Source organism: Polaribacter sp. HaHaR_3_91 (genome assembly GCF_019278525.1).
GTDB lineage: Bacteria > Bacteroidota > Bacteroidia > Flavobacteriales > Flavobacteriaceae > Polaribacter.
Genome location: NZ_CP058986.1, coordinates 2,618,026 through 2,638,878, shown reverse-complemented (window position 1 = coordinate 2,638,878; position 20,853 = coordinate 2,618,026). Strand labels below are relative to the sequence as shown.

The following is a 20,853-nucleotide window of genomic DNA, read 5'->3' as shown; positions in this document are numbered from 1 at the left end:
AGAAAAGTTAAACAAAACACAAAAAAGTTAAGGTTAAATTATTGATTTAATATTTTCTGGAGGTCTGCCAATAACTGCTTTGTTATTATTGATAACAATTGGGCGTTCTATTAACTTTGGGGACTCTATCATTGCTTTGATAATCTCCTTGTCTGATAATTCTTTCCCTTTGTAGTTTTCTTTCCATATTTTTTCTGTTTTTCTAACTAACTGAATAGGAGAGATGTCTAACATTTTAATAATTTCTGTTAGTTCTTTTTCTGATGGAATTTTTTCTAAATATTTTACAATTTCGAATTCTTTCTTAGAGTTTTCTATAATTTCTAAGCCTTGTCTAGATTTAGAACAACGTGGATTGTGATATATTTTAATCATCTGTATGTTTTTAGTTTTCTATTTGTTAGCAAACAAGTTTAGCCCTGATTGAAATGACATCCTTTTTTTATTTTTCTTAAAAAAAGATATAATGGAAAGCAGGAAACAGCTTCTAATAATTGTGTTTTAAATCTAATCGCTTTTTTGTCCATTTAACATTAAATAAGACTTTAAAAACGGGTTTATATCTCCGTTCATTACATTGTCTACATTACCCGTTTCGTGACCAGTTCTTACATCTTTCACCAATTTATAAGGATGCATTACATAGTTTCTAATTTGGCTTCCCCATTCCGTTTTTAGCTTTCCAGATTCAATCTCGTCTCTTGTGGCTTGTTGTTTTTGCAATTCAATTTCATATAATTGAGATTTTAGCATTTTTAATGCTGTTGCTCTATTATCGTGCTGAGAACGTGAGTTAGAACAAGAAATCTGAATTCCGGTTGGTTTGTGTGTTAACTGAACTTTGGTTTCTACTTTGTTTACATTTTGTCCGCCAGCACCACTAGAACGCGCAGTTACAATTTCTATATCTGCCGGATTAATTTCTATTTCTATAGAATCATCGGCAACAGGAAAAACATAGACAGAGCCAAAGGTTGTATGACGTTTTCCATTAGAATCGAATGGTGAAATACGTACCAAACGATGCACGCCATTTTCTCCTTTTAGCCATCCAAAGGCATAATCGCCATCTACTTCTATGGTTATGGTTTTAATACCAGCTACATCACCTGCTTGGTAATTAAGTGTTTTTAATTTATAACCTTGTTTTTCTGCCCACATGGTATACATTCTGGACAACATTTCTACCCAATCGCAACTTTCTGTTCCACCTGCGCCTGCATTAATTTGTATGGTAGCAGATAATACATCTCCTTCGTCGGATAACATGTTTTTAAACTCTAAATCTTCTAAAAATGTACTTGCTTTTTCAAATTGTTCTACAACTTCTGCTTCTTCAATTTCACCTTCTTTGTAAAACTCGTATAAGACATTTACATCTTCACTTAAAGTGATGGATTTATGATAGTCTTCTACCCACTTTTTCTTTAATCGAAGCTCTTTCATAAAAACTTCTGCTTCTTTAGGGTTGTTCCAAAAATCTGGATCTACCGTTTTCTCTTCTTCATTGGCAATTTCAATCAGTTTTTTATCAATCTCTAAATAAGATTTTAACTTTTCAATTCTTTCGGCAATATCTTTAAGTTGTTCTTGTGTAATCATAAGTAGAACAAAAATAAATGAAATTTTAAGATTTCTTGTTTTAAAAGGTGATAGTTATTTTATAGTTTTATAGAAATTATACAAAACATGAAAAAAACACTACTTATTTTATTTTTAATTACACTTTCTGTTGATGGATTTTCTCAGTTTTTTACAGAAAAAACAGGTAATAAATTGCAAAAAGGAATTACTAAATTCGAAGGTTATTTTACCTTTTATTATAATGATAACTCTGATAAAATATTTCTTGAAATAGATACTTTAGAAGAAGAATTTCTTTATGTACGTTCTCTTTCTGAAGGAGTTGGGTCTAATGATATTGGTTTAGATAGAGGCCAGTTAGGAGGTGGTGTAGTAGTTTATTTAAAAAAAGCTGGTAATAAATTATTGTTAATACAGCCTAATTTAGAGTATAGAGCTATAACAGATAATAAGGAAGAAAAAGAATCTGTAAAAGAAGCATTTGCAAAATCTGTTTTGCATGGTTTTACAATAAAAGAAACTAAAAAAGGCGTGTATTTAGTAGATGCAACAGATTTTTTTATAAGAGATGCTCATGGAGTTTCTGCAAAGTTGGTAAGAACAAAACAAGGTAGTTATAGTTTAGATAAAAGTAAATCTGCTTTTAATATTAAAAGAACAAAAGCGTTTCCTAAAAATGTTGAGTTTGATGTTTTGTTAACTTTTAAAGGTACTGCCAAAGGAGGTGACATAAGTAGTGTAAGTCCTAATGCTAGTTTGGTAACTGTAAACCAACATCATTCTTTTGTAGAATTACCAGATAATAAGTACAAACCAAGAAAGTTCGATCCTCGTTCTGGTGGGTATCCAATGTCTTATTTAGATTATGCAACTCCAGTAAACGAGCCCATAAAAATGCAATTTATTCGTCGTCATAGATTGGAGAAGAAAAACCCAGAAGCAGTAATTTCTGAAGCTAAAGAACCAATTATTTATTATTTAGATAGAGGTACTCCAGAACCTGTACGTTCTGCTTTGTTAGAAGGCGGACGTTGGTGGAACCAAGCTTTTGAATCGATTGGTTACAAAAATGCTTTTCAAATGAAAATGTTGCCAGAGGGAGCAGATCCGTTAGATGTTCGTTATAATATGGTACAATGGGTACATCGTTCTACCCGTGGTTGGAGTTATGGTGCTAGTATTTCTGACCCAAGAACGGGAGAAATTATTAAAGGGCATGTTAGTTTAGGAAGTTTAAGAATTCGTCAAGATTTTTTAATAGCACAAGCTTTGCAAGCTCCTTATGCAAATAATAATTCTGATGATAGTTTTGCTTTAGAAATGGCAGTTGCAAGAATAAGACAATTATCTGCACATGAAATAGGGCATACTTTAGGTTTTGCTCATAATTTTGCTGCTAGTACAAATGGTAGAGCTTCTGTAATGGATTATCCGCATCCAAAGTTTACTTTAAAAGGAGGTAAAATTGATTTTTCTAATGCTTATGATAATAAAATAGGAGATTGGGATAAAGTAATTGTCGCCTATTTTTATCAAGATTTTAAAACGGATGAAGAGAATGAATTAAATAAAATTATTGAGAATGCTACTGCAAAAGGATTTAAGTATTTATCTGATGCAGATTCTAGATCTCAAGGAAGCGCCAGTGCATCTTCTCATTTATGGGATAATGGCGGTACTATTTATGAAGAATTATATAATTTACTTGAAATTAGAAAAATGGCGATTGCTAATTTTTCTACCGATAATATAAAAACCAATCAACCTTACTCTGTTTTAGAAGATGTATTTGTTCCGTTGTATTTTTTCCACAGATTTCAAACAGAAGCAACCGTAAAATTAATTGGTGGTTTAGAGTATTCTTATGCAGTAAAAGGAGGTAAAGAAACTGTTGTAAAAAGAGTTTCTGGTTCTTTAGAAAAAATAGCATTAGAAGCAGTTTTAAAAACAATAGCTGTTGATGAAATTGCAATTCCTAAAGAAAAACTAGCTCTGTTTCCGCCAAGGGCGATGGGTTTTGGTAGAACTAGAGAATCTTTTAAAAGTAATTTAGGTGTAGAATTTGATGCTTTTGGAGCCGTAGAAACTGCTTCTGAAATGACTTTAAACTTGTTGTTAAACCCACAAAGAGCATCAAGATTAATTGCACACAAAAGTTTAGATGAAAATCAATTAGGTTTAGATGAACTAATAGATAAGTTAATCTCTAAATCAATAAAAAAAACACATAAAGATTCTTATTATCAAGAGTTACAAAACGTAATTAATACCACTGTTTTAGAGCAATTATTTTATTTAGCGTCTTATAAAAATCAGTACAAACAAGTTAATGCAATTGTGCTTTTTAAATTAGATGAAATAAAATCAATTTTAGAAAACAAAAAATCAAAAGGAGTTCAGAAAATATATGATATTGCAATGATAAAAATGATTGATGATTTTAAGAAAAAGCCAACATCATTTAAGAAAACAAAAGCACTACAAATTCCTGATGGATCTCCAATAGGAACAGATTATAAATATTAAAAAAAGACGTAATGATAATTGATTTAATTTCTGATACAGTTACCAAACCAACAAAAGAAATGTTGGCTGCAATGATGACTGCCAACGTTGGTGATGATGTTTTTAAAATGGACCCAACTACCAACGAATTACAAGAAAAAGCGGCAAAATTGTTTGGTATGGAAGATGCGTTGTTTTTTCCGTCCGGAACCATGGCAAATCAAACTGCCATAAAATTACACACACAACCAGGAGATAAGTTAATTTGCGATAAATACGCACACGTTTATAATTATGAAGGTGGAGGAGCAGCATTTAATTCTGGTGTTACTTGTAAGTTAATTGATGGAAATAGAGGTATGTTTACTGCAGAGCAATTACAAGATGCTATTGATGAAGGCTTTGGTATTCATACGCCATTTGCGAGTTTGGTTTGTATTGAGAATACTACAAATAAAGGAGGAGGAGCTTGTTGGGAGTTTTCTGAATTAGAAAAATTACAAAAAATATCGAAAGAAAATAATTTAGCCTTTCATTTAGATGGTGCACGCTTATTTAATGCTATGGTTGCAAAAAATGAGACTCCAAAACAATATGGTGAATTGTTTGATACGATTTCTATTTGCCTTTCTAAAGGGTTAGGTGCGCCGATTGGTTCTATTCTTTTAGGCTCTAAAGCGCATATTGCAAAAGCATTACGAATAAGAAAATTATTAGGAGGAGCAATGAGGCAAGTCGGTTTTTTAGCTGCAGCCGGAATTTATGCTTTAGATAATCATGTAGAAAGATTGGCCGAAGATCATAAAAAAGCACAGGAAATAGGTGCTGTTTTAGAAGCTGTTTCTTATGTAACAAAAGTAGAACCTATAGAAACTAATATTGTAATTTTCTATGTTGATGCTAAAATAGGAGCAGACAAATTTATCCATAAAATGGAAGCAAAAAATATCTTATTAACGCCAATGGGCGAGGGAAGAATAAGAATTGTTACCCATTTAGATTACACAGCGGAAATGCATGAAATTCTTTTAAGGGAATTGAAAAGTTTTTAAAAGTAAAAACGAATAATTGGTGATATGGCAGAAGAGTAAACGCTTCTGTCATCATACAAAACATCATATCTTATACCAATAGCAAAACGCCCCGTATTATAAGCAGCTCCTAAATATAATGCAGGAAAACTAGTACTTGTACTTTGTGAATTAAACGTTTGTTTAGCAAATGATTGTTCAAATTCTCCAGAAAGCTGAATACCTATATTAGGTATTTGGTATAAAGAAATAATGCTTGCTCCATAAACATTTGTTTTGACATCTTGGTTTTTACTATAGATATAGGTTAAACCAGTTCCTAAAGCAAAGCCATTGTCAAAATTATAAATGGCACTCGGAGAAATACCAATAGTGGTTTGTGAACCAAAACTCATACTTACGCCACCACCAAACTGTACATTGTCCCAAAAATCAGTGTTTTCTTGAGAAATCATGGTAAAAGAAGTGCTTAAAAACAAAAGAAGGAAATACTTTTTCATAATAAAAATTAATTATTCTCGTCTAATTTAGCTAATTCTTTATAATTTCTATTCAATTTTTTTAATAATATTCCGTAAAGCAATTGATAAAAGAGCCATAATACACCTAATAATACCAATGTAACAACAAGAGTTAAAAGAATTATTAAAAATATTTGTTTGGTTTCTAACTCTTCAGATTTAAAGTTTATTTCTGCTACCATTACAATAATCATCAATAAAGCCATATAACCTAAGTTAAAGATTACGTAGTTTCTTACTGTTTTTCTAGTTTTAAGAATTTTTTTCATCAACTTTTTAGTTGAATCAATGGTAGAAATACTTTTGTAATTCTTGTAGAACATTACTAAAAAATAGAACAAAATTATATATGCCAAAACTTGAGAATAATAAACAAAATTTATTAATCCAATTTTTTCATATTCTAAATATGCTTCTTCCATATCTAAGAAAAAGCAAATAGAATTTAAAAATACAAATTCTAAAATACCAATAATAAAGATCCATTTTACAATAGATGATGACTTAGATTTAGCCATTTTGTAGATATCAACAGCAGAAAATTTATTTCCTTCTTCTGGTTGATTTTCCCAAGTTTTTTTATATTTATCTAATAAATCCATGCTGTTATGGGTTTAAAATGTTTTTTAATTTCTCTTTTGCTCTATTCATTTTTACTCTTGCATTTACAGATGAAATTCCTAATGTTTCAGAAATTTCTTTGTAAGGTTTGTCTTCAAGATATAAAAATATCAACGCCTTGTCAATATCATTCAATTGATGAATTGCTTTGTACAGCGCTTTTAATTGTATTTCTTCTGTATCATCATAATCAGTCGCTTTTATTTTATAAGCAAAATCACTAATATCTTGTGTTTTAACTCTTCTTGTAGATTTTCTATACAAAGAAATTGCTGTATTTAAAGCTACTCTGTACATCCAGGTGCTAAATTTAGAGTCTCCTCTAAACTTTGGATAGTTTTTCCAAAGCTGAATGGTTATCTCTTGAAATAAATCATTATGAGCACTTTGGTTTGTAGTGTAAATTCTACAAATTTTATGAGCAATATTTTGATTTTCTTCAAAGTCCAATAAAAAATTTTTCTCTAAATCTTTTTGCACTTTTGTAAATTAGTTAGTTACCTATTAGTAGGGTAAAAGTATAAATTGTTACATTTTAAATAAAAAATATTTTATTCTTTGTTTTTTCGTTAACTTTGTTGAACTAAAAATAAAATACATTGAACAATATTAAATTGGATTTTACCATTAAAGACCTTGAAAATATTTCAGGGATAAAAGCACATACAATCCGTATATGGGAAAAAAGGTATAATCTTTTAGAGCCAAAAAGGAGTGAAACAAACATTCGTTTTTATTCAAATGAAGATTTACAGAAACTCCTAAATATTGTTTTATTAAATAATAATGATATTAAGATCTCTAAGATTTCAAAAATGTCTGATGAAGAGCTAATTTTACAAACTAGAGCATTAGCTTTTGTAACATCTTTAAATGACGAATCTATTAATGCTCTTAAACTATCGATGTTTCAGTTTGATAAACGCTTGTTCAATAATGTTTATGAAAAACTTTTAGAAGAAAAAACTTTTCAAGAAATTTTTCAAGAAGTCTTTATTCCTTTTTTAAATGATGTGGGTTTATTGTGGCAAACGGATACTTTAAAACCAGCTCACGAACATTTTATTTCTAATTTAATTGTTCAGAAAATTCTTATAAATACAGAAAAACTACAGTTTAATATTTCTGAAACAAGTAAAACGTATGTGTTGTTTTTGCCAGAAAATGAAATTCATGAAATTGGACTTTTATATTTAAATTACGAACTTGTTTTAAGAGGGGCTCATACCGTTTATTTAGGGCAAAGTTTGCCTTTAAACAATTTGGATTATTTTTTAGAAAGTGATAATGAAATTTGTTTTATTACTTCTTTAACTATTAAACCGTATGATGATAAAATAGAAGATTATTTTAAAGAAATAGATGCTATGATACGTAATTCAGGTAAGACTTTTATAGCTATTGGTCAAAAAGTAAATCAGGTTAAACACTTAGATTTAAGTCCACAAATTCACCTACATAACACTATAACTGATTTGTTAAAGGTGATATAATTTTATATTTTCAATTTTATGTTTAATAAAATTGTATATTTGTTAAACAAAATTAAAAATGAAGAAGAAAATTTATATAATAGGATCGGGTTTTTCTGCTTTATCAGCTTCTTGTTATTTAGCAAAAGCAGGTTATGAAGTTATTATTTTAGAGAAAAACGATACTTTAGGAGGAAGAGCAAGACAGTACAAAAAAGATGGTTTTACTTTTGATATTGGGCCATCTTGGTATTGGATGCCCGATGTGTTTGAGCGTTTTTTTGCTGATTTTGATAAAAAACCATCAGACTATTATACCTTGGATAAATTAAATCCTGGTTATGAAGTTTATTTTGGAGAAAACTCATCTGTTAAAATAGCCAGTGAATTAAAAAAGATTTATCAACTTTTTGAAGATGAAGAAAAAGGAAGTGCCAAGCATTTAAAAACTTTTTTAGATTCAGCAAAATCTAATTATGATACTGCCATAAAAGATTTGGTGTATCAACCAGGGGTTTCTCCTTTAGAATTAGTGAATACAACAACTATTGCAAGAGTTTCTCAGTTTTTTTCAACCATAAGAAAACAAGTGAGAAAGGATATAAAAAGTGAAAAATTAATCAAGATTTTAGAATTTCCTGTTTTGTTTTTAGGAGCAAAACCAAATAATACTCCTGCATTTTATAATTTTATGAATTATGCAGATTTCGGGTTAGGAACATGGCACCCAAGAGGAGGTATGTATACCGTAATAGAAGGTATGGTTTCCTTGGCTAAAAGTTTAGGGGTTAAGTTTAAAACGAATGCCAATGTTGAAAAAATTATAACTGATACTTCTAAAAATGTAACTGGTTTATTGGTAAATGGAAAAGAAATTAAAACGGATTTAGTTTTAAGTGGAGCAGATTATCATCATACAGAAACTTTGTTAGATAAAAATGTAAGACAGTATTCAGAAAGTTATTGGGAGAAAAAAACCTTTGCTCCATCCTCTTTGTTGTTTTATGTTGGTTTTGATAAAAAAATAGAAAACGTAAGTCATCACACGCTGTTCTTTGATACCGATTTTGATGCACACGCTAAAGAAATTTATGATAAACCGCAATGGCCAACAGATCCTCTCTTTTATGCGAATTTTACATCTATTACAGATAAAACTTCTGCACCAGAAGGTAAAGAAGCTGGTTTTTTTCTAATACCTCTGGCTCCTGGAATAGAGGATACGGATGAACTGAGAGAAGAATATTTCCATAAAATTATGGACAGGTTTGAGAAGTTAACAGGTCAGGAAGTAAAAAAACATGTATTGTTTAAGAAGTCTTTTTGTGTAAATGATTTTAAAAGTGAATACAACTCATACAAAGGAAATGCGTACGGAATGGCAAATACACTTTTGCAAACTGCTTTTTTAAGACCAAAAATTAAAAGTAGTAAAATAAAAAATTTGTATTTTACGGGACAGCTAACGGTTCCTGGTCCTGGAGTTCCTCCTGCTTTAATATCTGGAAAAATTGCATCAGAATTAATCTTTAAAAATCAACTATAATTATGAAAGAACTATTTGATAGCGTTTCTAGTGAATGCAGTAAGTTGGTTACAAAAAAATACAGCACTTCTTTTTCTTTGGCTGTAAATATGTTGTCTCCAAAAATTAGAACAGATATTTATAATATTTATGGTTTTGTGCGTTTTGCAGATGAAATTGTAGATTCTTTTCATGATTATGAAAAAGAACTTTTAATGGAACATTTTGAAAAGGATTATTATCTAGCAAAAGAGCTTGGTATTAGTTTAAATCCCATTTTAAATTCTTTTCAGCAAACGGTTCATAAATACAAAATACCAGATGAAATGGTGCAAGCCTTTTTAAAAAGTATGAAAGCAGACTTATTTAAAACAGAATACCAAACTAAAGAAGAATATGATGCGTACATTTATGGTTCTGCAGATGTTGTTGGGTTAATGTGTTTAAAGGTTTTTGTTGATGGTGATAATAAAAGGTTTGAAGAATTAAAGGAGGCTGCAATGCGTTTGGGTTCTGCTTTTCAGAAAGTAAATTTTTTACGTGATTTAAAAGATGATTTTGAAGTGTTGAATCGCTCTTATTTTCCGAATATAAATTTGGGAGAATTAGATGCATCTTCTAAGCAGTTGATTATTGACGAAATAGAAGCAGATTTTGAATTTGCTTATCAAAACGGAATTCTTAAATTGCCTGTTGAAGCTAAGTTTGGTGTTTATATGGCATATAGATATTATAAAAGATTACTGAAGAAATTAAAAGAAGTTCCATCAGAAAAAATTATGGATACTAGAATTCGTATATCGAATCCGATGAAAATAAATTTGTTAGCTAGAAGTTACGTAAAATATAAATTAAACATTATTTAATGATTTTTGTACTAATTACTTTAGGTGTTTTTCTTTTTATGGAATGTGTTACTTGGTGTACGCATAAATTTGTGATGCATGGTTTTGGTTGGTATTTGCATGCAGATCATCATCAACCAAAATACCAAGGTGTATTCGAAAAAAACGATGCTTATTTTATTGTTTTTGCAATACCTAGTATTTTACTTTTTTACTTTGGTACGTATACTGAATACACGTTCTTGTTTTTTATTGGACTTGGAATTCTGTTTTACGGAATAGCCTACTTTTTAGTGCACGATGTTTTAATTCACCAGCGTTTTAAGTGGTTTAAGCATACTAATAACCGTTACTTAAGAGGTTTGAGAAAAGCGCATAAAATGCATCATAAACATTTAGGAAAAGAAGAAGGAGAGTGTTTTGGAATGTTATTTGTCCCTTTTAAATATTTTAAAAAACCTAAACTTTAGAGTTTAAAAATTTACTAGTTTCTTCGAATTATTTCAATTTTTACTAAACACATTATTTTATCTATTTTGAATTATTACGACTACATAATTGTTGGAGGGGGAGCATCTGGCTTAATGATGGCTTACAGAATGTCTAAAGATTCTTTCTTTGATAACAAATCCATATTGATTGTAGACGAAGTAAAAAAGCAAGTTAACGATAAAACTTGGTGTTATTGGGAAGAACAAGATGGCGAATGGAATGACATTTTAACTACTTCTTGGAAAAATATTGTATTTAAGAGTGCTATATATAATAAGGTAGAAAATATTGCTCCTTATCAGTATAAAATGATTCGTAGTAAAGATTTTTATTTAAAAATATGGAATCAAATAGCCTCAAAAATAAATATTTCTTTTCTTGAAGAAAGTGTTCTTAATATTAATCAATTATCCTCTGAAGCAGAAGTAATAACAGAAAATAAGGTATTAAAAACACGAACTGTACTTAATAGTATTTTGAGTGATGATTATAAAAAACAGTCTAAATACCCTGTTTTAAGACAACATTTTGTTGGTTTTTTTATACAAACAGAAGAAGATTTTTTTGATGATAGTGCAGCAACTTTTATGGATTTTACGGTTGAGCAAAAAGGAAATACACGTTTTATGTATATACTTCCTTACAATAAAAAAGAAGCATTGTTTGAGTATACCTTGTTTTCTAAAGATTTATTAGCTTATAATATTTATAAAACAGAAATAGAAAAATATCTACAAAGTAAAAATATTAACAATTATAAAATTATTGAAAAAGAGCAAGGTTTAATACCAATGACCTGTTATAAATTTTGGAATAAAAACTCTAAAAATATTATTAATATTGGTACTGCAGGTGGCTGGTCTAAAGCAAGTACAGGTTTTACTTTTAATAAGATTAATAAAAAAACAATCCTTTTAATCAATCATTTAAAACAAAATAAACCATTACCAAAATTTCATAAAATAAATAAATTTTGGTTTTATGATTTACTGTTATTAGATATTTTAAGTGAAAAAAACCATATAGGATCTTTTCTTTTTTCAAATTTATTTAAACGTTCTTCACCTAAAAAAATATTAAAATTTTTAGATGAAGAAACTTCTGTTTTTGAAGATTTACAAGTGATACTTAAAATGCCTCCAAAACATTTTATCATAGCACTTTTTAAAAGAATTTTATAATTTAAAACTTTTGTCAAACACTTCTTTCATTACAGAGTAAGAAGTAGATGCACCAGGTGAAGCGCCTAAAAGAGCAGCAATTGTTTTATCTTCAGAAATTATTATTTCTGTTCCAAATTCTAATTTACCAAACCCTTTTTTATTTCTTTTTATAATTTGAACACGTTGTCCAGCAATTACAGTTTTCCAATCGTCGTTATTTGCTTCAGGATAAAAAGCTCTTAATTCTTCCATCCTGTCTTTAAAGGATAATCTTACTTGTTTTATTAAGTATTTTACAAGCGGTAAATTTTGATAACCTGCACCTAATAAACTCATAATATTATCAAACTCAACAGATCTTGGTAAATCAAACATAGAACCATGTTTTAAGAATCTAGTTGTAAAGCCCGCAAAAGGGCCAAATAATAATTCTTTTCTACCGTTAATCATTCTAGAATCCATATGAGGAACAGACATTGGTGGTGCACCACGTCCTGCTTTACCGTAAGCTTTTGCGTTATGTTTTTCTATAATTTCTGGATTGGTACAACGTAACCATAGACCACTTATAGGAAAACCTCCATAACCTTTTGCTTCTTTTATATTTGCTTTCTCTAATAAAGGCAATGTACCTCCACCAGCTCCAATAAAAAGATATTTAGAGGCAAGCATCCAACTTTTAACAACGTTTTGTCCTTTTATAGTTACTACCCAATTACCTCTTTTAGACTTTTGTATATTGTTAACATTGCTATGATTTAATAATTCTACGTTGTCTTGTTTTTTTAAGAAACGAAATATTTGTTCTGCAATTTCACCAAAATTAACATCATATCCTTTTTCAAAAAAGGTAGCAGCAATTTCTTCTTTATCGGCTCTTCCTTCCATCATTAAAGGTAGCCATTTTTTTATTTGTTCTTTATCTTTAGAGAAAAGCATGTCTTTAAATTGAGGGGTATCTTTTATAACCTCATAACGCTTTTCTAAAAAAGCAACGTCCTTTTTTCCTCTAACAAAACTAAGATGTGGAACTTCACTTATACATTTTGATAAATTGTTGATATAGCCTTTTTCTTCACAGTCTTTCCAAAAATTATAAGTTTCTGTAAATTGCTCCGATATACTGATGGCTTTTGTAATATTTACAACACCTTTTTTTTCTGGAGTATAATTCAATTCACAATTTCCAGCATGTCCAGTACCAGCATTATTCCAAGCCTCAGAGCTTTCTTGGGCTATTGTAGGTAGCTTTTCTATGATGGTTATTTTCTTTCCAGGAAATTTTTCATAAAGCAAGATGGCTAATGTTGCAGACATTATACCGCCTCCAATAAGTACAAATTCGGAATGTTTTACAGATGAAATCTTTGGCATTTTTTTTATTTTAAGAGCACAAAGATACTTGTTTCTTGAGGTTTTTAAAACTGATTTTTGTTGAGATTTCAGTAATTATTGTACTGTTAAATTATGTAAAAGATAAATAAATCTCTTATAAGTAAATATATAGAAATTTATATTGAAGATATTGGTTTGTGTGATCCATTTTAAAAACTAATAGAACGAAGTTAAAAAATAAATGGATTCTCTTTTTTCTGAATTAATTAAAGTATTTAAGATTTCTAAATTATTAAAAAGAGATAATTTCCTGGCACGTTGTTAAATATAGAGCTAAAAATAGATTTAAAATTATATGGTTTTTAGCCAATCTTCTAATCGATCTAACCAAGTGTGTAAGTACCCTTTTTTATTTATTGCTAAAGAAAAACCGTGACCTCCATAAGGATAAATATGTATTTCTACTTTTACTTTTTTATCATTTAAAGCTTTGTAAAACTGTAAACTGTTTTCTACAGGAACTGCAGTATCATTAGAGGAGTGTACTAAAAAAGTAGGAGGTGTATTTTCTGTAACTTGTAACTCATTAGAGTATTGTTCTATTAATTCTTGGGTAGGTTTTTTACCTATCAATTGATTTCGAGAACCTTTGTGTGTGTAATCATCTTTCATCGTAATTACAGGATAAATTAAAGCCATAAAGTCTGGTCTTGCAGAAATGGTGTCTGTAGGTTCTTCTTTAAAGTTATTTTTAGTATGAAACTGAGTCCCTAGAGTAGCGGCTAAATGTCCTCCAGCAGAAAAACCGATAACACCAATTTTATTAGGATTAATACCGAATTTATCAGCATTAAAACGAACCCATCTCATAGCTCTTTGGGCATCTTGCAAAGGAGCTTCATTGGGAGTTTTTATAGATTTGGAATTTGGTAATCTATATTTTAGAACAAAAGCAGTAATTCCCTTGCTATTAAACCATTTTGCAATTTCAGTGCCTTCCCAATCATAGGCTAACATAGTATAACCTCCCCCCGGACATATAATAACAGCTTTGTCTGTTGCATTTCGTTTCGATGGAGCATAAATTTCTAATGTTGGTTTTTTAACTTTAGATATTTTAACAATATCTCCATGTTCTATAAATTCTTCTTCGCTGGTTTCTTTGCTATTTGGTATGGTTTTCCAAAGAGAGACAACTTTATTTTGTGCTTGTAATTGACCAAAGGATATCATCATAAATAAAAAAATAAGTATTAGTTTCATATAGATAATTTTAAAAATAGAGATTTACCATTGTACGCCAATAACATGCTCTATGAGCTTCTTCTTGCCATTCAAATAAGTGATGTGGAATTCCTTTTTCCTGTAAAATATTAGATAGTTTATAGTTGCTTTCTAGAAAAACATCTTCTTTTCCGACTGCTAATATAATATTCATTTTACTCAATTGACTAAGTAAAATTTGATCATCTAAATTTTTTAAATATTGATTCGGCATGTTAAAATACACAAAATCATTATGGAAACCACTTAACAAGTCTTTAAAGTAACCATTAGATTTCGTTAAATCATAACGTCCACTCATACCAACAACTTTAGAAAACAATTTTGGATGTCGCATGGCTATGTTTACTGCATGGTAAGCACCTAAACTGCAACCTGCAGAAACTATATTTTTATTTGAATTTTGTAAATTGGCAAAAGGGAGTACTTCTTCTATAACGTAGTTTTCATATTGTATATGTCTATAAATTCTATAACCTGGATCTTTAAAACTATTGTAAAAAGATTCTAAATCTACACTGTCTACACAATAAACTTGTAATTCTCCTTTTTTAATCTTTTGCTCTACAGAGGCAATAATTTTCCAGTTTTCATAATCATAAAAACGTCCCATTCTCGGTGGGAAAAACAAAACTTTTTCACCTGAATATCCAAATACAAGGAGTTCCATTTCTTTTTCAAGATTTTGACTATACCATTTATGATATTCTCTTTTCATGAAAAATTAATTTTCCATTAAGATACTATTTTAAAATGTTTTTTCGAGTATTTTTTGAGGGAAAATTATAGGATGTTTCTGGAGTGCTTTTTCTAATAAGTTGTAACCCTTGGTATTAAAATGTAATCCATCTTCTTCAAAATACTTGCTATTAGGTTTTCCTTTTTTATCTAATAAGTCATCATAAATATTTACAAAATGAAAATTATCGTCTTTAGACATTAATTTTTGAATTTTTATATTTGTATAATTGATGCTTTCTTGCAGATGACTGCGTGCAATACTAGGTTTTATAGAAATACAAGTGCATTTTATGTTACCGTATTTAGTTCTAATTTTAAGTAGTAAGTTTTCTAAAAATAGAATAATTTCTTCTGGATGTCTGCCATCTCCCAAATCATTATCTCCTGCATAAATTACAATAGCATCTATGTCTTTTATATTCTCAAAAACACGATCAAAGAACCAAGTACAAGCAGCCAGGGTAGAGCCTCCAAATCCTAAATTTATAGGTTTGTGTTCTTTAAAAGTAGTAGTTAAGTTATTCCATAGGGTTAATGTAGAACTTCCGTAAAAAATCGTTTTGGGATGATATTCTAATTCTTGAATTTGATTTTCTAATCGTTCTAAATCTGGATGATACCAAAACATGTATATTTTTTTAGGGTTAATTTTTCAATATAGAATTAAAAAGTTAAATAGTATTAAAATGGTTATAAAATTAAGCGTTGTCCTTGCGTTTTTAAGGAATATCCCTACTAAAATACAAGTAGAATCACTTTTTATGTCTACGAAAGTGATTTTTTCGAGTTCAATTATCAATTTATAAAAGAAGTATGTATGGTTTTTTGTTAGTACAGCGACTAATTATATTATTTATTTAATTTGTAAAGTTTGTTATTTATGTAGTTTATTTATAGTTGGTTAGGTCTGTTTGTGTTTTTGGAATCATTTTTTATTTTACTTAATGTAAGTTTATGTTTTTGTGTCGTCTACTTATTGAATAAATTTGCATTAAATTATAAAACATAGTTAAAATATATGAAATATATTAGAATATTAATACTAGGTCTTACACTCGTTTTTACAAGCTGTAAACATCCTTTTGAGTTTAGTGTTTATGAAGCAAACGTTAAAACCGAACAACAAAATACTACTGATAAAAATTTAAAATTATTAGAGAATATTACAGTAGACTCTAAAGAATTTAAATTTGCTTTTTTATCAGATGTACATTTTTTTTATGATCAACTTAGTACAGTAATTGATGATATAAATAAAAGAGATGATATTAAGTTTGTAATCTTTGGAGGTGATATTGCTGATCAAGCATTATTAAGAGAATATGAGATTTTTCATGATATAATGTCTAAATTGAAGAAACCTTATCTAACCGTTATTGGAAATCATGATTATAATATAAATGGAGGAATCATCTACAAGAAAATGTTTGGTGATTATAATTATTCTTTTGAATTTAATAATAACAAGTTTGTTCTTTTTGATGATGTTGTTTGGGAAAGTGAAAAGGAGTTAGATTTTGATTGGTTAACATCAGAATTAGAAGACAATATATCTTTTAATCAAGTATTTGTCATTGCTCATATTCCTCCTTATGGAGATCAATTTGATGATGAATTAAGAGAAAAGTACAGATCTACCATGTCAAAATACAATGTTCCATTATCTATTCATGGACATACGCACAGTTATTTTTATGAAGAAGGTGATGTAAGTTACCTAACTGCACCTGCTGTTAAAGAGAAGGCGTATAATATAGTATCTGTGAAGGATAAAGGGTTTAGTGTTGAATTGATTGAATTATAAAATAAATGAAAATTAGAAAAATATTTATAGTATCTATATTGTTGTTATTATTTAACAATGTTTATGCTCAAGAAACTGATGTAGTAAAAGAAAAATCTTGGTATGTACCAGATTATGTAAAAGCTCAATTTGCAGGAAATATTGGTCTTGTTTCTGTGGGAGCAGGTTATCAATTATTTAATGATGTTTTGTACTCAGAATTATTATACGGCTTTGTTCCTGAGTTTGCATCTAGAGCAGATAACATACATTTAATTACCATTAAGAATACGTTTCCTATTTATAGAAAAGTAATTGGTGAAAACTTAACAATAACACCTATAGCGGGTTTTACAACAACTTTAGACATAGGAACGAATTCTTTTACTACGCTTCCTAGTTTGTATCCTGATGGTTATTATGTGCCTACAGCTGTTCATTTTACTTTTTTTGGTGGAGCTTTATTGCATAAGGATTTTAAAAAGCCAAAAATTTTTAAAGGAGTAGATTTTTATTTAGAATTCGGGACTGTAGAAACCTATTTATGGTATGCAATTACGTCTAAAGAGGTTGGTGTACTTGATGTTTTTAGTGCTGATGTTGGAGTGAACTTTTATTTTTAAACAATATTTAAGTTAATTAATAAAGTAAAAAGCCTTGTTTACAATTTGTAAACAAGGCTTTTTTATGGAATAGATAATTTCTACTTCGGATATTTCTCAGCAATCTTATCCAAAGATAAATTGTGAATACTACCAACATGTGTATGCTGTTTTCCTAAATCTGGTTTGTATGTTCCGGCTTGTACTTGTCCACCAATTTTCTGATAAGCTTCTCTAAAACTCATACCGTCAACAACTAAATTATTGATGCTGTCAACTGTAAATAAATATTGATACTTTTCATCATTCAAATCAATATCTTTTACAATTACTTGTTGAATAGAGTAATTAAAGATGTCTAAAATATCTTTTACATCTTCAAAAGCTGCAATAATATTTTCTTTTAATAACTGAAAATCTCTGTGATATCCGGTTGGTAAATTATTAGTAATCATCACCATTTCTGTATGTAATGCCTGAATTTTATTACACTTTCCACGAATCAATTCAAATACATCAGGGTTTTTCTTGTGTGGCATAATGCTACTTCCTGTTGTTAATTCGTCAGGAAAAGTAATAAACCCAAAGTTCTGACTCATGTATAAACAAACATCCATTGCAAAACGAGACATGGTGTTACATAATCCGCCTAAGGCGGAAGCAATAGAACGCTCGCTTTTTCCACGACTTAATTGGGCTGCAACTACATTGTATTTCATCGTAGCGAATTCTAATTCCTTGGTGGTTAATTCTCTGTCTATAGGAAAAGAAGATCCGTAACCAGCTGCAGAACCTAATGGATTTTGGTCTACAACTCTAGAAACTGCATTTAACATATATACATCGTCTATTAACAATTCCGCATACGCAGAAAACCACAAACCAAAAGATGATGGCATGGCAACTTGCAAATGTGTATAACCAGGTAAAAGACTTTCTTTATGTGTTTCTGCTAATCCTAAAAGGGTATCAAAAAGTGTTTTTGTTTTATCGTTGATAATTGCCAAGTTCTCCTTGTAGTACAACTGTAGTGCTACTAAAACCTGGTCATTTCTAGAACGAGCAGTATGGATTTTCTTACCAACTTCGCCTAACTTATTGGTTAATTCCCATTCAATTTTAGAATGTACATCTTCAAAAGAAGCTTCTATAACAAAGGTTCCGTTTTCAATATCATCCGCTAATTCTTGCAATCCTCTTTTTAAGTCTTTCAATTCATCCGCAGTAATAATACCAATTGATTCTAGCATTATGGCATGAGCCAAAGAAGCCTGAACATCATATTTAGCAATATGCATATCAATTTCTCTATCATTACCAACGGTAAATCTTTCTATTTGTTGATCTATTGAAAATCCTTTATCCCAAAGTTTCATATTTTTTATATTTTGTTGTCATTGCGAGGTACGAAGCAATCTCTTTATTAATTGAGAGATAACTTTGTGATACTTCCTCGTTTTGACGTTTTGTTATATTACTTTTTAAACAATTACTCTATTCAGCAATTCTACATAAATTTGAATTCCTTCTTCAATTTCTGCAAGATAAATAAATTCATTGGCAGAATGAGAACGAGTACTGTCTCCAGGTCCTAACTTTAAGGATTGGCAAGTTAACACAGATTGGTCGGATAGCGTAGGAGAACCGTAAGTTTCTCTTCCCATCGCAATTCCTGCTTTTACCAAGTCATGATTTGTAGAAATGCAAGAGGAGTTTAATCGTAAACTTCTTGGTGTAATTGTAGTACAAGGTGCTTTTTCTTGTAATATTTCATTAATTTCTTTATTCGAATACGCATCATTTACACGTACATCTACTACTAAATCTACATGTGCTGGCACAACATTGTGTTGAGAACCTGCAGAAATTTGTGTAACGGTCATTTTTACATCACCTAAAGCCACAGAAGGTTTCTCGAACTTAAAATCTTTAAACCATTGTAATACTTCAATAGTATTGTAAATAGAGTTGTTATTATTTGGGTGTGCAGCATGACTCGGAGTTCCTTCTACAACAGCATCAAAAACAACTAAACCTTTTTCTGCAACCGCTAAATTCATTAAAGTAGGTTCACCAACAATTGCTACATCAATATGTGGAATAATAGATAACATACTATTTAGTCCATTAGGACCACTATTTTCTTCTTCTGCAGAAGCTACAATTACCAAATTGTATTTTAGGTTTTCTTGTGCATAAAAATTAGTGAATGTAGCCATTAAAGAAACCAAACAACCACCCGCATCATTAGAACCTAACCCATATAATTTACCATCTTTTACAATGGCTTTTAAAGGATCATTGGTGTATGCTGAATTTGGATGTACGGTATCGTGATGGGAATTTAACAATAAGGTTGGTTTGCTGTCATCAAAATATTTGTTGGTTGCCCAAATATTATTTTTTGTTCTTTTAAAAGGTATTTTATTTTCTATAAACCAACCTTCTATCAATTTTGCTGTATTTTCTTCTTCTTGAGAAAATGATTGTGTTTCAATCAAGTTCTTTAAAAGAGAAATAGCCTTTTCTGTTAATTTTTCAATATTCATTTTTTATAATGTTATTGTGGTAAAATTATCGTTTTCTTTTGTTAGCATAGATGTATTTCCAATATGTACTTTTGAAACTCCATTATCTAAAGCATCAAAACAGTTGTCTATTTTTGGAATCATTCCGTCTGTAATAATTTTAGCGTCTAATAATTCTTTATATGTATCTGTATCGATTTTTTTTACCACAGAATTTTTATCATTAAAATCTTTTAAAACACCATTTAATTCAAAGCAATAATAAATAGATGTTTCGTAGATTTCACTCATACCAACTGCAATGGTACTCGCAATTGTATCTGCATTGGTATTTAATAATTGTCCGTTTCCGTCGTGTGTAATTGCACAAAAAACAGGTGTAAAATTAGCTTTAATTAATTTATCAATAGAATTAGAAGCCACTTGTTTTACATCACCTACAAAACCAAAATCGACATTCTTAACAGGTCTTTTTTCTGATTTAATACTGTTAATATCAGCTCCTGTTAAACCAATAGCATCAACTTGCAATGCTTGTAATTTAGCTACAATATTTTTATTGACCAAGCCACCATAAACCATGGTGATTACTTCCAGCGTTTCTGCATCTGTAATACGTCTACCATTTACCATTTTAGATTCGATACCTAATTTAGAAGCAATATGAGTGGCACGTTTTCCTCCTCCGTGGACCAAAATTTTGTATCCGTCTAAGTTAGAAAATAATTTTAGAAAAGCATTTAAAGAAGTTTCATCTTCAATGATGTTTCCTCCAATTTTTATGATTGATAGTTTTTCCATTTTTGTTAAGTATCTGTCAT

Annotated in this window: 21 protein-coding genes; 9 read left to right on the top strand and 12 right to left on the bottom strand. The window is 29.6% G+C overall.

Annotated features, from left to right (window positions below; translation table 11 throughout):
* Positions 1-33: 33 nt before the first annotated feature.
* Both arsC and prfB read right to left on the bottom strand, forming a co-directional pair.
* Entirely contained in the window at positions 34-375 is a 342-nt protein-coding gene (gene arsC, locus H0I27_RS11190; protein ID WP_218730790.1) for an arsenate reductase (glutaredoxin), read from the bottom strand.
* Between the two features lie 132 nt (positions 376-507).
* Positions 508-1,602 carry a peptide chain release factor 2 gene (prfB, locus tag H0I27_RS11185; protein WP_218730789.1) on the bottom strand — a complete coding sequence of 365 codons (1,095 nt, stop codon included), beginning with the start codon at positions 1,600-1,602 and terminating at the stop codon, positions 508-510.
* Between the two features lie 87 nt (positions 1,603-1,689).
* Between prfB and H0I27_RS11180 the strand changes: the two genes are divergently transcribed.
* Together H0I27_RS11180 and H0I27_RS11175 are read left to right on the top strand one after the other, a co-directional pair.
* Positions 1,690-4,110 (top strand): zinc-dependent metalloprotease, encoded by a 2,421-nt coding sequence (locus H0I27_RS11180; RefSeq protein WP_218730788.1) that lies wholly within the window; start codon positions 1,690-1,692, stop codon positions 4,108-4,110.
* Positions 4,111-4,121: 11 nt separating this feature from the next.
* Positions 4,122-5,141, top strand: a complete 1,020-nt coding sequence (locus H0I27_RS11175) for a low specificity L-threonine aldolase (RefSeq protein WP_218730787.1) — start codon at positions 4,122-4,124, stop codon at positions 5,139-5,141.
* Here the strand turns inward: H0I27_RS11175 and H0I27_RS11170 are convergent.
* From H0I27_RS11170 to H0I27_RS11160, 3 genes are read right to left on the bottom strand one after another with little or no spacing between them, the layout of a single operon-like run.
* Positions 5,138-5,620, bottom strand: a complete 483-nt coding sequence (locus tag H0I27_RS11170) for a hypothetical protein (RefSeq protein WP_218730786.1) — start codon at positions 5,618-5,620, stop codon at positions 5,138-5,140. The two genes, H0I27_RS11175 and H0I27_RS11170, sit on opposite strands and share 4 nt — an antisense overlap.
* A gap of 8 nt (positions 5,621-5,628) precedes the next feature.
* On the bottom strand, positions 5,629-6,243 hold the full coding sequence (locus H0I27_RS11165; RefSeq protein WP_218730785.1) for a hypothetical protein: 615 nt from the start codon (positions 6,241-6,243) through the stop codon (positions 5,629-5,631).
* A gap of 4 nt (positions 6,244-6,247) precedes the next feature.
* Positions 6,248-6,742 carry an RNA polymerase sigma factor gene (locus tag H0I27_RS11160; RefSeq protein ID WP_218730784.1) on the bottom strand — a complete coding sequence of 165 codons (495 nt, stop codon included), beginning with the start codon at positions 6,740-6,742 and terminating at the stop codon, positions 6,248-6,250.
* A gap of 119 nt (positions 6,743-6,861) precedes the next feature.
* Between H0I27_RS11160 and H0I27_RS11155 the strand changes: the two genes are divergently transcribed.
* The 5 genes from H0I27_RS11155 (at position 6,862) to H0I27_RS11135 (ending at position 11,777) form a co-directional block, all read left to right on the top strand.
* The gene (locus H0I27_RS11155) at positions 6,862-7,755 is read left to right on the top strand and encodes a MerR family transcriptional regulator (protein ID WP_218730783.1); all 894 of its coding nucleotides are present in this window, start codon (positions 6,862-6,864) and stop codon (positions 7,753-7,755) included.
* Between the two features lie 58 nt (positions 7,756-7,813).
* Positions 7,814-9,280 (top strand): NAD(P)/FAD-dependent oxidoreductase, encoded by a 1,467-nt coding sequence (locus H0I27_RS11150; protein WP_218730782.1) that lies wholly within the window; start codon positions 7,814-7,816, stop codon positions 9,278-9,280.
* 2 nt (positions 9,281-9,282) lie between these two features.
* A complete protein-coding gene (locus H0I27_RS11145) occupies positions 9,283-10,125 on the top strand; it encodes a phytoene/squalene synthase family protein (protein ID WP_218730781.1) in 843 nt (280 codons plus the stop codon).
* Positions 10,125-10,574 carry a sterol desaturase family protein gene (locus H0I27_RS11140; RefSeq protein ID WP_218730780.1) on the top strand — a complete coding sequence of 150 codons (450 nt, stop codon included), beginning with the start codon at positions 10,125-10,127 and terminating at the stop codon, positions 10,572-10,574. Before H0I27_RS11145 ends, H0I27_RS11140 begins: the two co-directional genes overlap by 1 nt.
* Before the next feature lie 66 nt (positions 10,575-10,640).
* A complete protein-coding gene (locus H0I27_RS11135; RefSeq protein ID WP_218730779.1) occupies positions 10,641-11,777 on the top strand; it encodes a lycopene cyclase family protein in 1,137 nt (378 codons plus the stop codon).
* Here the strand turns inward: H0I27_RS11135 and mqo are convergent.
* The 4 genes from mqo to H0I27_RS11115 form a co-directional block, all read right to left on the bottom strand.
* Positions 11,772-13,133, bottom strand: a complete 1,362-nt coding sequence (gene mqo, locus H0I27_RS11130) for a malate dehydrogenase (quinone) (protein ID WP_218730778.1) — start codon at positions 13,131-13,133, stop codon at positions 11,772-11,774. The genes H0I27_RS11135 and mqo overlap by 6 nt on opposite strands.
* Positions 13,134-13,445: 312 nt before the next feature.
* The gene (locus H0I27_RS11125; RefSeq protein WP_218730777.1) at positions 13,446-14,357 is read right to left on the bottom strand and encodes an alpha/beta hydrolase; all 912 of its coding nucleotides are present in this window, start codon (positions 14,355-14,357) and stop codon (positions 13,446-13,448) included.
* Positions 14,358-14,367: 10 nt separating this feature from the next.
* Complete coding sequence (locus H0I27_RS11120) at positions 14,368-15,096, bottom strand: esterase family protein (protein ID WP_218730776.1); 729 nt, start codon at positions 15,094-15,096, stop codon at positions 14,368-14,370.
* Positions 15,097-15,126: 30 nt separating this feature from the next.
* On the bottom strand, positions 15,127-15,747 hold the full coding sequence (locus tag H0I27_RS11115) for a GDSL-type esterase/lipase family protein (protein ID WP_218730775.1): 621 nt from the start codon (positions 15,745-15,747) through the stop codon (positions 15,127-15,129).
* Between the two features lie 390 nt (positions 15,748-16,137).
* Between H0I27_RS11115 and H0I27_RS11110 the strand changes: the two genes are divergently transcribed.
* Together H0I27_RS11110 and H0I27_RS11105 are read left to right on the top strand one after the other, a co-directional pair.
* A complete protein-coding gene (locus tag H0I27_RS11110) occupies positions 16,138-16,923 on the top strand; it encodes a metallophosphoesterase (RefSeq protein WP_218730774.1) in 786 nt (261 codons plus the stop codon).
* A 5-nt stretch (positions 16,924-16,928) separates the two neighbouring features.
* The gene (locus tag H0I27_RS11105) at positions 16,929-17,525 is read left to right on the top strand and encodes a hypothetical protein (RefSeq protein ID WP_218730773.1); all 597 of its coding nucleotides are present in this window, start codon (positions 16,929-16,931) and stop codon (positions 17,523-17,525) included.
* Positions 17,526-17,605: 80 nt separating this feature from the next.
* Here H0I27_RS11105 and argH read toward each other — a convergent pair whose 3' ends face one another.
* The 3 genes from argH to argB all read right to left on the bottom strand — a co-directional run bounded on the left by argH (position 17,606) and on the right by argB (position 20,833).
* Complete coding sequence (argH, locus tag H0I27_RS11100; protein ID WP_218730772.1) at positions 17,606-18,880, bottom strand: argininosuccinate lyase; 1,275 nt, start codon at positions 18,878-18,880, stop codon at positions 17,606-17,608.
* Between the two features lie 105 nt (positions 18,881-18,985).
* Positions 18,986-20,053, bottom strand: coding sequence for a M20 family metallo-hydrolase (locus H0I27_RS11095; protein ID WP_218730771.1), 1,068 nt, complete (start codon positions 20,051-20,053; stop codon positions 18,986-18,988).
* Between the two features lie 3 nt (positions 20,054-20,056).
* Positions 20,057-20,833, bottom strand: a complete 777-nt coding sequence (argB, locus tag H0I27_RS11090; protein ID WP_218730770.1) for an acetylglutamate kinase — start codon at positions 20,831-20,833, stop codon at positions 20,057-20,059.
* Positions 20,834-20,853 lie beyond the last annotated feature (20 nt).

Coding starts and splice junctions, on each gene's coding strand:
- mqo (WP_218730778.1), bottom strand. CDS start 13,133: ATGCCAAAGATTTCATCTGTAAAACATTCCGAATTTGTACTTATTGGA.
- H0I27_RS11110 (WP_218730774.1), top strand. CDS start 16,138: ATGAAATATATTAGAATATTAATACTAGGTCTTACACTCGTTTTTACA.
- H0I27_RS11095 (WP_218730771.1), bottom strand. CDS start 20,053: ATGAATATTGAAAAATTAACAGAAAAGGCTATTTCTCTTTTAAAGAAC.
- H0I27_RS11180 (WP_218730788.1), top strand. CDS start 1,690: ATGAAAAAAACACTACTTATTTTATTTTTAATTACACTTTCTGTTGAT.
- H0I27_RS11115 (WP_218730775.1), bottom strand. CDS start 15,747: ATGTTTTGGTATCATCCAGATTTAGAACGATTAGAAAATCAAATTCAA.
- H0I27_RS11120 (WP_218730776.1), bottom strand. CDS start 15,096: ATGAAAAGAGAATATCATAAATGGTATAGTCAAAATCTTGAAAAAGAA.
- H0I27_RS11150 (WP_218730782.1), top strand. CDS start 7,814: ATGAAGAAGAAAATTTATATAATAGGATCGGGTTTTTCTGCTTTATCA.
- H0I27_RS11170 (WP_218730786.1), bottom strand. CDS start 5,620: ATGAAAAAGTATTTCCTTCTTTTGTTTTTAAGCACTTCTTTTACCATG.
- H0I27_RS11165 (WP_218730785.1), bottom strand. CDS start 6,243: ATGGATTTATTAGATAAATATAAAAAAACTTGGGAAAATCAACCAGAA.
- arsC (WP_218730790.1), bottom strand. CDS start 375: ATGATTAAAATATATCACAATCCACGTTGTTCTAAATCTAGACAAGGC.
- H0I27_RS11175 (WP_218730787.1), top strand. CDS start 4,122: ATGATAATTGATTTAATTTCTGATACAGTTACCAAACCAACAAAAGAA.
- argB (WP_218730770.1), bottom strand. CDS start 20,833: ATGGAAAAACTATCAATCATAAAAATTGGAGGAAACATCATTGAAGAT.
- H0I27_RS11105 (WP_218730773.1), top strand. CDS start 16,929: ATGAAAATTAGAAAAATATTTATAGTATCTATATTGTTGTTATTATTT.
- H0I27_RS11140 (WP_218730780.1), top strand. CDS start 10,125: ATGATTTTTGTACTAATTACTTTAGGTGTTTTTCTTTTTATGGAATGT.
- prfB (WP_218730789.1), bottom strand. CDS start 1,602: ATGATTACACAAGAACAACTTAAAGATATTGCCGAAAGAATTGAAAAG.
- argH (WP_218730772.1), bottom strand. CDS start 18,880: ATGAAACTTTGGGATAAAGGATTTTCAATAGATCAACAAATAGAAAGA.
- H0I27_RS11145 (WP_218730781.1), top strand. CDS start 9,283: ATGAAAGAACTATTTGATAGCGTTTCTAGTGAATGCAGTAAGTTGGTT.
- H0I27_RS11125 (WP_218730777.1), bottom strand. CDS start 14,357: ATGAAACTAATACTTATTTTTTTATTTATGATGATATCCTTTGGTCAA.